The organism is Streptomyces sp. NPDC005962 (assembly GCF_040629205.1).
Lineage (GTDB): Bacteria > Actinomycetota > Actinomycetes > Streptomycetales > Streptomycetaceae > Streptomyces.
The window spans coordinates 130,647-140,749 of sequence record NZ_JBEXVE010000026.1; the positions used below are offsets into that span (position 1 = coordinate 130,647).

Genomic DNA, 10,103 nt, shown 5'->3' on the forward strand with positions numbered 1-10,103 from the left:
CGGACGCTCCGTCAGCGCGGCGCCACGGACGGCCACATCAGGCCGTCCTGCGCCCGCCCTCCGCGAGGAGGTTCGCCGCGAAGCCGAAGAACGCCACCCCGCTCACCTGCTCCATCCGGCGCCGGAAGGCCGGCCGCCGGATTCGCCCGCTCAGCGCGGAGGCGGCACCGGAGACCACCCAGTACCAGAGCGCCAGCTCGACGATGTCGATCGCGGTGAACACCAGGGTCGCGGTGAACACCGAGGCACCGTCCGGGGTGAACTGGGGAATCAGGCTCATGTAGAAGACCCCGGCCTTGGGGTTGAGCAGATTGGTCCCCACCCCCGCCCGGAACGCCGCCCACCGCCCACGCGGCACCGCCCCCTCCACATCCACACCGCGCGGCTCAGCCCCCTCCGGCGCCGCCCCCTGCGGCTCCGCCACCGCCCGCCGCGACCGCCACAGCGCCGACGCCCCCAGCCACACCAGATACGCCGCCCCCGCCACCCGCAGCGTGTCGTACGCCACACGCGAGGCCGTGACCAGCGCCGTCAGCCCGACCGCCGTCGCGAACCCCCACACCAGACATCCGGCCAGAATCCCGAGCGACGCGGCCAGCCCGGCGGTCCGCCCGTGCGACACCGAGGTGCGCAGCACGAGCAGGGTGTCCAGTCCCGGGGTGACATTGATGAGCGCGGCGACACCCGCGAAGGCAAGAGCTGAAGTGAACATGCCCGCAGGCTAATCCCCCACAAGCAAAGCCCCCGCCGGATTTCCCCGGCGGGGGCTTCGAGCTGCGGTGGACCTGAGGGGATTTGAACCCCTGACCCCCTCGATGCGAACTACGGGCGGGGCGGTCGCTGACGTCTGCTGGGCTGGTCAGTCGGTCGGCCGGGGCCGATGTCGATCGACGGTGGTCGAGGTGGTTGCTGTACTTCTCTGCTGTACAGCACTCGCTGACCACTGCCTTAGGAGTTCGGTCAAGAGGTCACCTTGACGCTGTGGCCCGCTGGCGCGGCAACCGAACAAGAGTGTTGGCGTGTGCCCCGCCTGGCATCGTTGATGTCGGCAATGGATGTCAGGAGCCTTCTGGTCCATAACTCCATCGGAATCAGGCCCTTAGGGTCACCCCGATTGCTCGGGAAAATCTGGGGGCTGGTGGCAGTCGAGGGCGGTTGCTGGGGTTGCCGTGTCCGATTGCTGTGGGGATTGTGCAGCATCGTGCATGCGGGCGAGGTTGTTGCGGGCGGCGAGGGTGTCGGGGTGGTCGGAGCCGAGGAGGCGTTCACTGTCGGCCAGGACCCGCTCACACAGGTCGAGGGCTTCCTGACCCCGCCCCGCGTCACTGTAGGAAACGGCAAGGTTGTGGCGGGCGTCGAGAGTGCTGGGGTGGTCGAGGCCGAGGAGGCGTTCACGGTCGGCCAGGACCCGCTCACACAGGTCGAGGGCTTCCTGATCCCGTCCCGCGTCGCTGTAGGAAACGGCAAGGTTGTGGCGGGCGGCGACAGTGTTGGGGTGGTCGGAGCCGAGGAGGCGTTCACGGTCGGCCAGGACCCGCTCACGCAGGTCGAGGGCTTCCTGACCCCGCCCCGCGTCGCTGTAGGAAACGGCGAGGTTGTGGCGGGCGTCGAGGGTGGTGGGGTGGTCGGAGCCGAGGAGGCGTTCACGGTCGGCCAGGACCCGCTCACGCAGGTCGAGGGCTTCCTGACCCCGCCCCGCGTCACTGTAAGCATTCGCGAGGTTGTTGCGGGCGGCGAGAGTGTTGGGGTGGTCGAGGCCGAGGAGGCGTTCGCTGTCGGCCAGGACCCGCTCGCGCAGGTCGAGGGCTTCCTGGACCCGTCCCGCGTTGCTGTAGGAAACGGCGAGGCTGCTGCGAGCGGCGACAGTGTTGGGGTGGTCGGAGCCGAGGAGGCGTTCACGGTCGGCCAGGACCCGCTCACGCAGGTCAAGGGCTTCCTGACCCCGCCCCGCGTCGCTGTAGGAAATGGCGAGGTTGTGGCGGGCGGTGAGGGTGTCGGGGTGGTCGGAGCCGAGGAGGCGTTCACTGTCGGCCAGGCCCCGCTCACACAGGTCGAGGGCTTCCTGGACCCGCCCCGCGTCGCTGTAGGAAATGGCGAGGTTGTGGCGGGCGTCGAGAGTGCTGGGGTGGTCGGAGCCGAGGAGGCGTTCACGGTCGGCCAGGACCCGCTCACGCAGGTCAAGGGCTTCCTGGACCCGTCCCGCGTTGCTGTAGGAAACGGCGAGGCTGCTGCGAGCGGCGACAGTGTTGGGGTGGTCGGAGCCGAGGAGGCGTTCACGGTCGGCCAGGACCCGCTCACGCAGGTCGAGGGCTTCCTGACCCCGCCCCGCGTCGCTGTAGGAAATGGCGAGGTTGTGGCGGGCGTCGAGGGTGCTGGGGTGGTCGGAGCCGTGAATGTGGATGCTTCGCTGAACGGTTCTCTGGTCGTACTCAACCGCCTGGTTGTAGAGGCCCGCAGCGGTAAAACTGCTGCTGACCTGGCTTATGCACCCGTGGGTTACGGGCTTCCATAGGGCAGGGTGGGTGTGCTGGTCGAGCTGCACGGTATTGGCGCGCAGGACTGTGGACAGTTCCCGGTCCTGATGATCGAGGTCCGGCCAGAGACTAAGTATCGCGTCTGCCGCGCTACGCGCGATCCCTTGCAGAGCCTCGGGCTGGATGGTCTCGCGCATGGCGCGGGCCGTCAGCGCATGAACGCGGATGGGCGCCCCATTGGAATCCTGCGCGATGAGGGCGTAAGTGCGCAGACACTCCAACGCGTCACGGATCTCCTGCTCCGTCACCGCCGGATGGTGTCGGCGTAGCCAGCGGCGGTATCCCGGGCGCGCGGCGCGCAGGTACCGGAGGGCTGGGGATGTGGCCCACAGGTCGGCGGGGTGGCCGAGGGGGTCCATGAGGCAGATGAGTTCCAGCAGGAGCCGGGCGAGGTGGGTGGTGTCGGCAGCCTGCACTGCGGTGAGGGAGACCAGAAGTGCGGTGGTGACGGGGCGTCCGTAGCCTTCGGTATCGGCGTTCGGCGGGAGTAGGTCGCTCAACTGATTGCTGGTGTCGCGGAAGCGCGTGAGGTAGTCGCCGATGGTGCACCGTTTGTTGATCGCGTAAGCGGCGGCGTGGCCGAGGGCGAGCGGGAGATGGCCGAGTTCCTCGGCGAGATGGTCGGCGTCGTCGGGGGCGTAGAGGTGAGCGTGGCCGGCGTCGGTGAGGCGGCGACGGAGGTAGCCACGGACCTCTTCCGGGGTGTAGAGGGCAAGGGGGATCAGCTTGCGGCCTTGGCCGCTGAGCAGGGCGTGATCGCGCCGGGTAGTGGCCAGGACCCGGCCGTTGCGTGCGTTGCCGTCCGGCCACCACGTGTCGATGGTTTCCGGGTCGGTGATGTCGTCCAGCACGACCAACCACCGTCGCTCGGTGGCTGCCAACCAGGACAGAAACACCTCCGCAGCGGTCGCGCTGTCGTCCGAAGCGCCTCCTGGAAGGCTCAGCCGTTCGGCGGCCTCCGCATAGGCGGCGATGATCGTGTCGGGCTCAGTAGCTTTCACCCACACCAACACATCCAGACCGCCACCATCAGAGCGTTCTTGGTCCCGCAATTCGCGTGTGAGTGAGGCCGCGAGCTGGCTTTTGCCAACCCCGCCGTCGCCCACCAAAACCTGTGAGAGGGCCGCATTGCTGCCTTCGGCACGGGCGCGGGCAACCCGTTTACGAATGGCGCTGCGTGGTTGAAAAGCCGCTGCCAGCCGTGGCACTGATCCCACCCACACCGGCCATTCGACCTCCGCCCCCGACGCAGGGGAGCCCTGCGTATACAGATCCCCGTCGACCTGGATCAGGTCTCGCCCTGCCTTGGCACTCTGCCGCGTACGGCGCTGCCCCGAGCGCTCCACCACTACTAGCCCCCGTCTCAGGCGCGGTTGCCGCCGACCTGGTCGATATCACCGTCACCGCGCGCCTTCTGCCTCACGTCCTCCCGTACCGGACGACGCCGTGCCCGAGCTCCCGCACCGTGATCACCGCCCGTCTGCGTGATGGCACCTCGCCCACGCGCCGACTGCCGCACCCGGCGAGTCGCTGCCTCCCCTGCCCCGGACCCGCCAGCCTGGGACGCCCACCAGCCCAGCGCTGCGAGGACTCCCGCCGCGACCACACCCGCCACCGGACCGATCACGTCCCACGGATCATCGCCCCCGTCCACCAGCACGGCCCAGGGAACCGCTACGGCGAAGAACGCCACGACCGAACCGACCACCGCCGCCAGCCACCGCACCACAGCCTGAATCTGCACATCCGCCCCCGATGCACGCCGTCAACACATACGAACAGCCCATGCTTGCACGCCCCACCCTGCGCCACCCGGACAAGCCGAAACGCAGCGGATCATGGCGAATGACTGCCACCACACGGTCATCCGCGGTGGTGTCGGCCGGGGCGATCGCGATGGTTGCCGCACTTCGCTGCTGTACAGCAACGGCCAGACGCTGAGCTTGGGAATCACTCGCACCTCGCGGTTGGTCACCGCGCTGACCTGCACAAACAAACCTGAAGTGATCTCGGGTGAGAGGTCCGGAGACCCACTGTTGACCGTGGTCTACCGCTCGTTCTGGACACGGCTTCTCGCGCGGCGACCACCAACTTACAAGTTCGTCACGCTGATGTGGTGATCAGTCCGCCGACACCTCGCCCCAGCCCGCCCTGTACGCGGCTGAGCCTTGCGATACTGCGATGTGCACCCCCGCTGCCGTCAACGACTGCCGTCAGGCCACCCGCGGCTGGGAACGCCTGCTCCGGCAGTTCCCGGCCGCAGCCGACGGCCGGTGAGGCCCGAAGATTCAACGACTCAGTTCTCCATCAACCGAGCCAGGCCCTCCTTGGATCAGACCGCCCAGCTCCGCTGCACCGACCTCTGACCTGCTGCTGTGCAGTATCTCCGTGCCACGCTTACCCTGCGGACTTCTCAAGGCCTGCATTGAAGTGCAATGGGTGGTACTTGAGAACCGCAAGGACGCTCGATTACCCCCGCACCACCGTGATCGCATTTTGGTTCGATTGCGTGCTCGCTACGCCGCAGCATGCCAAGTATGGCCGGCGCCCCGTTGGGCGGCCAGAGCACCGCTCCGCCCGACAGCTAGAACCGAGCTAAGCCCAACGCACACTTCCCCGAAAGCATCGACGCAGCCCCTCCTTAGGCCGTAGCGTGTCCAGTAGAGCTTGGCTGGCAGGCAGGAGGGGGAACCGTGAACCCGCTGACCAAGGAAGAGTTGCTCTCTAAGTACGCCGACGATGACACGCGGGACAAGATTTTCCGCCTGAACATACTGAGCGATTTCCTTGGAACTTGTCTAATCGCAAGCAACTACAAGCCTCCGTCTCAACTGACAGAGACGATCAAGCTGACACCATACGGCAACGACAAGGTTCAAGCCTTCGCGAAAAGACGAATCCCAATCCCAGAAGCCCGCACTTTCTGTCTACTGGAACTATCCTGGATTGACTTGCTGATTGACCCTCAGGCTACAGACATGCTCCGCCTGCAGGAAGCAATTAGCCGTCAGATCATCGAACGCAAGATAAATTACCCGTTCATCTTCGGTCGAGAATTGTATGACCGGGCCTACGAGCACCCCAGTATCGGGGAAGACACACGCACTCTAGACTTGTCTGACACATTGGATGTACTGGAAGGGACCCCCCAAGGCGTCTTCCAGATGTATGACTACGTAACCGGGCCATACGGGCTACTCTCCAGCAAGTCCCACAGGTTCTACCCACCTCAGCAATACGCGAATCTCGTTCACTGTAGCGACGTGAATTGTCATCAAATTCACTCCGTCCACTTCACGACCAGCCGTGACGCTTCGATCAATAAACATCGAGAAGAGGGGGCCAAGACTCTAAAGAAGGATAGCGAGACGCCCAGCGCTTGGGCTTCATTCATCACTCAGATCTTCTCCGACAAGGTGAACTCTTCGCTGGACACTCTAGGAGATCCATTGATCTCCATCCTGGGCGACTGTCTTACACTGGAAGAGTTGAGCTCACTTACGGCATGGTTACTAGATAACACACGGGGTCAGTTGCGAGAGACCTGTCAGACTTTAAGGCTTACTGGAAATGCTGCCCAGATAGTCGCCGGCATGAGTCGGGCACATTTGATGCAGCTTAGTTTGACGACGGCAGATCGCGACATCAACCAGGGGATCGATGCCCTGGTGCACAGTGGGCAGATCATGGTTCCCGATACGGAGGTGCGGAGACCATTAGTAAATGACAATGCCTCCTTCGCCGACTTCCGACTGTTCGCGGAAGTCGGCTCACTGGGTGTTCGCGTTCGCTCGGCCGCAATGCACCTAGCCCCTTTGCGTCTTCGCCACCTCGTGGAGCGCATGTACAGACTCACAGACATGGACGACAGGGAGGAACTGGAATGGCAACTTCGGTCCGCTAAGGGCGCCAGCCTAGAAGCACGCCTTGAGGAGTACTTGCAGAGCAAATCCCCTCGGGAAGTTGTCGAAACTCTAGTGCTAGTGCGCAAGAGTAATGCCGTAGCCGCATGTGAATTGCTGGGACTACGCGAGGGCGCCACCGAAGACGAGAATTTTATCTCTCTTATTTTGTGGAAGCTCGGCTTCGCGTCCGCGTCAATCAGTGACCCCCATGCTAGGTTCTGGCGCCTACATGAAGACATGGAGCGAACGCTCCGCATGGGCCCGGGCGGCCCACTAGGACCGACCGTTGATGAATTCGCTGAGAAGGTGCGGAATAATGCTGGAAGTTATTTCGTAGAACTAGAGGAAACACTTTGCGACAGCCTGGCATTCACTATCTGGGGGCTGACGCACGACCACTTTATGGATCGACGCCCTTTCGTGTATCGCAAGGGAAGTCACGAGAATACTTCTTTCGCGTGGTTGCACAACGCTGTACGACGAAGCGATGATGAGCAACTGAGATACGACGGTGACAAGAAGCCTGCCCTCTATGCTCTTTGCCGCGGCTTTCAGTGCATCAGTGCAGAACTCAAGCGTCTAGCCGGTGAGCGAGAAGCCAATACACGCCCCCTGACGCTGATTCCCGATTGGGCTAGCCGACAGGAACTGCAGAAATTTCCATTCCGGCATTCCGTCCCGTTCCTTGACCTAACAGATGAATCACGGGAGATGATTCTCAAACGCCTCCTGGAAATTAGTCGCACCCTCGTTTCCGGGGATGTTCACAATGTCCGGAACGATTGGCTGCACGGAGGCAGGGACGTTCCCGACCCCGAAAGATTTAGGGCTAGTTTGTCAGCGATCAAATCTGCCGTGCAGTTGATCGAAGACTCTGGATTTTCTCGCATTTCCTTCGCCATCTCGGGGCACAGGTCAGACGGTTTCGGCAGATCCGTAACTACGCTGGCAAACCACCGAGGCGTGAAGCTTGATGTGCACAACCCATCTCCTTTTGACTGGCTGAAACTTCCATCCACTGGAGTGGCGCAACATGTGATGACGGCTGCTTGCTTTTCGGCTCCAGGTGATTTCCTGCGATTCTCCTCAGAGGAGACATCTCCATACGCGGAAATGTGGAGTGACTATCCGCGCAGAATGGCCAAGTCCCAGCGAGTAGGACATGCACTGGATGGGGTTTCGGCTAGCGGTAGTTGGGAAAGCGCAGCCGGTACCATGAGGCAGAGGTCGAGCGCGCCCTAAGCGGCCGCGCTGCAACAGCGCCACATTGTGCACTGGCCTCGCTGCCCCTGGACAGTCGTTCGAGATGAGCTGCAGCCCTCAGTAGAAAAGGTCGGAACCCATCCGATCTGAGTGTTTATGGCGGACTAATCGGTGGGCCGTTCGCCGTGCTCCAGATACACAGGGTGCCCATGGGCCCGTGCGGTTACCGCCCGCTTCACTCGGCGGGCGAGGCGCGGGATCAGGAGCTGATCGAGATCTTCCACGGCGTGGAACTCGGCGGCAAGCAGTTCGTCAGAGGCGAGCTTCATCGACGCTGCCGTGTCCGGGCTCAACTCTCCGCCGTCGAAGAGGTACAGGACCTTGTCCCCCTCGGCGTCGTTCGGGGCCCAATCGACCACCAAGAGCGGGCCGATGGGGGGCTTGATGCCTAGCTCTTCCTCGACCTCACGACGGCACGCGAACAGGGGCGACTCACCCGTCTCGATGTACCCGCCGGGGATCTCCCACTTCGGCTTGTACGAGGGCCGGACCAGCAGGACGCGGCCCTGAGCGTCGAAGAACACGGCGCCTGCTGCCATGCGCGGCCGTGCCATGCGCTGTACCTGCTCGTTCTCGGACATGCCGCGAGCCTACTGGCCGTGGTCCGGAAACCCTGGGGCCGGTGTGGCCACCTACCAGGGACGTAGCTCAGCGTGTGACACTCGGCTGACCAGAGTGAGGTGATCAAAACGGTGCGTGGCATGACTGACCGCCGTCCGTTCGGCAAGCGCGTGAAGTTCTACCGACAGCGTCGCGGCCTCCATCAATGGCAACTCGGCGAACTGCTCAACCGCTCGGAAGACTGGGTGTACCGGGTCGAGGCCGGAACCATCCCGGTGAACAACGTCAAGATGCTGGCGGACCTGGCGAACGCCCTCCGGGTCCACGTAGAAGATCTGCAAGGGGCCCCGACACTCCTGGACGATCACGAAGACCACGCGGGCAGCGTGCCAGCCATCCGCGCCGCCCTCATGCAGTCCAGACGTCTGGCTGGCGCCCTGTACGACGCCCGTGAACCGCTGCGCCTGGAGCGCCTTGCCGTCGAAGTCAACGACGCCTGGGACCTGTACCAGCATGCCCAGTACGCGAAGCTGGCAGCTCGCCTTCCGTCGCTGCTGGCGGACGCGCGGATGGCCACGCAGGAACATTCCGCAGGGAAGGACAAGGCCGAGGCTCTGAGGCTGTTCGCCCTGACATGCCATGTCACAGCGGCCTTCCTCCGTAAGCTCGGTGAGACCAACCTCGCCTGGACGGCCGCAGATCAGGGAGACGTTGCTGCAAGCGCCTCAGGAGACCTGACCGCCATCGTCGCGCTCCGTCGGTGCGTCGCACACGTCCAGCTCGGTGCCGGGCTGGCAGCGGAAGCAGTGAGCGTCACGCAGGACGCTGCCGGGGAGCTGCCCCAGGGCTGGTGGGAGACGTCACCCGTTTCGCTGTCCTTGTACGGGACGCTTCTGCTGAACGGGTCTGTTGCGGCCGCACGTCTGCGTGACCGGCATCTGGCCGATCAGATGATCGATAAGGCTCAGGAGGCAGCCGAACGGCTCGGTGGCGACGCCAACGAGATGTGGACGTCTTTCGGCCCCTCCAACGTCGAGATTCACCGGCTGGCGCTGGCGCTTGAGTTCGAAAATGTGCAATTGGCTGTCGACATAGCTCCGAAGGTGAAGCCTGCCGGGCTCCCCCTGGAGCGCCGGGCGCGGGCGCGCCTCGACGTCGCTCGGGCCTACGGGGAGGCCGGGCAGACAGACAAGGCAATCGATCACCTGAAGCGTGCATACAAGAACGCCCCTGAGCAGATGCGGGCACATGGGTTCGCCCGCGACCTGGCACGTCGGCTGTACAAGCGCAGTCCGCGACGCGACGTGCGCGAACTCGCGTTGGGGCTTGGCGCGCTCGATTAGTCGCTGACTTCGCGACGTCGCGGGGTGGACCCGGAATTTTTCTCCGGGTCCACCCCGTGTTTTGTTCCTACGGTTTCCTCATCCAAGCCCGCCTGAGCCTGGGGAAGTTGCCCACCCGTGGATGTTGACCAGGTAGACGCAGACAAGATCGGAGAGGCGATCGCCCGCGCCTTGGTCAAGCGGACGGTACTTCCCCCGTACGAGGAACTGTGTGACCTGCACAAGACGCTGCTGGAGCACGTCCAGACGTTGATGCCGCTGGCGGAGAAGCAGATCGACAGGCTGAACCGGGGCACCGTGGCTTGGTACACAAAGCGCAGCAGGTTAAACACCATCTCCCATGAGATGGCCCAGGGGCTTGGCTCCGGCTTGCAGTCCGCTGACTGGCACGTGCGCAGCCTGGGCTACACGTTGCAGTTCCTGCTCGACAACGCCGGACTCGCCCAGGAGCGCGACCGGTGACCTGAAGACCGGGCGGGAGCTGCTGCCCATGGCTA

General features: G+C 64.0%; 8 protein-coding genes. 4 read left to right on the forward strand and 4 right to left on the reverse strand.

The window, feature by feature from the left end; all coding sequences use genetic code 11:
• Positions 1–37: 37 nt before the first annotated feature.
• The 3 genes from ABZ370_RS33295 to ABZ370_RS33305 form a co-directional block, all read right to left on the reverse strand.
• Positions 38–712, reverse strand: coding sequence for a LysE family translocator (locus ABZ370_RS33295; RefSeq protein WP_358628481.1), 675 nt, complete (start codon positions 710–712; stop codon positions 38–40).
• Positions 713–1,105: 393 nt separating this feature from the next.
• Positions 1,106–3,742, reverse strand: a complete 2,637-nt coding sequence (locus ABZ370_RS33300; protein WP_358628484.1) for a tetratricopeptide repeat protein — start codon at positions 3,740–3,742, stop codon at positions 1,106–1,108.
• Positions 3,743–3,897: 155 nt separating this feature from the next.
• A complete protein-coding gene (locus ABZ370_RS33305) occupies positions 3,898–4,278 on the reverse strand; it encodes a hypothetical protein (protein WP_358628487.1) in 381 nt (126 codons plus the stop codon).
• A 94-nt stretch (positions 4,279–4,372) separates the two neighbouring features.
• Here ABZ370_RS33305 and ABZ370_RS33310 point away from each other — a divergent pair, with 94 nt between their 5' ends.
• On the forward strand, positions 4,373–4,654 hold the full coding sequence (locus ABZ370_RS33310; protein ID WP_358628490.1) for a hypothetical protein: 282 nt from the start codon (positions 4,373–4,375) through the stop codon (positions 4,652–4,654).
• A gap of 573 nt (positions 4,655–5,227) precedes the next feature.
• The gene (locus ABZ370_RS33315) at positions 5,228–7,681 is read left to right on the forward strand and encodes a hypothetical protein (RefSeq protein WP_358628493.1); all 2,454 of its coding nucleotides are present in this window, start codon (positions 5,228–5,230) and stop codon (positions 7,679–7,681) included.
• A 125-nt stretch (positions 7,682–7,806) separates the two neighbouring features.
• Here the strand turns inward: ABZ370_RS33315 and ABZ370_RS33320 are convergent, their stop codons facing one another.
• Positions 7,807–8,283, reverse strand: a complete 477-nt coding sequence (locus tag ABZ370_RS33320; RefSeq protein WP_358628496.1) for an NUDIX hydrolase — start codon at positions 8,281–8,283, stop codon at positions 7,807–7,809.
• A 120-nt stretch (positions 8,284–8,403) separates the two neighbouring features.
• On the opposite strand from ABZ370_RS33320, the gene ABZ370_RS33325 reads away from it, so the two are divergent.
• A complete protein-coding gene (locus tag ABZ370_RS33325; protein WP_358628499.1) occupies positions 8,404–9,606 on the forward strand; it encodes a helix-turn-helix transcriptional regulator in 1,203 nt (400 codons plus the stop codon).
• Between the two features lie 117 nt (positions 9,607–9,723).
• On the forward strand, positions 9,724–10,068 hold the full coding sequence (locus ABZ370_RS33330) for a DUF6415 family natural product biosynthesis protein (protein ID WP_358628502.1): 345 nt from the start codon (positions 9,724–9,726) through the stop codon (positions 10,066–10,068).
• Positions 10,069–10,103: the final 35 nt, after the last annotated feature.

Coding starts and splice junctions, on each gene's coding strand:
- ABZ370_RS33310 (WP_358628490.1), top strand. CDS start 4,373: ATGGCGAATGACTGCCACCACACGGTCATCCGCGGTGGTGTCGGCCGG.
- ABZ370_RS33325 (WP_358628499.1), top strand. CDS start 8,404: ATGACTGACCGCCGTCCGTTCGGCAAGCGCGTGAAGTTCTACCGACAG.
- ABZ370_RS33320 (WP_358628496.1), bottom strand. CDS start 8,283: ATGTCCGAGAACGAGCAGGTACAGCGCATGGCACGGCCGCGCATGGCA.
- ABZ370_RS33295 (WP_358628481.1), bottom strand. CDS start 712: ATGTTCACTTCAGCTCTTGCCTTCGCGGGTGTCGCCGCGCTCATCAAT.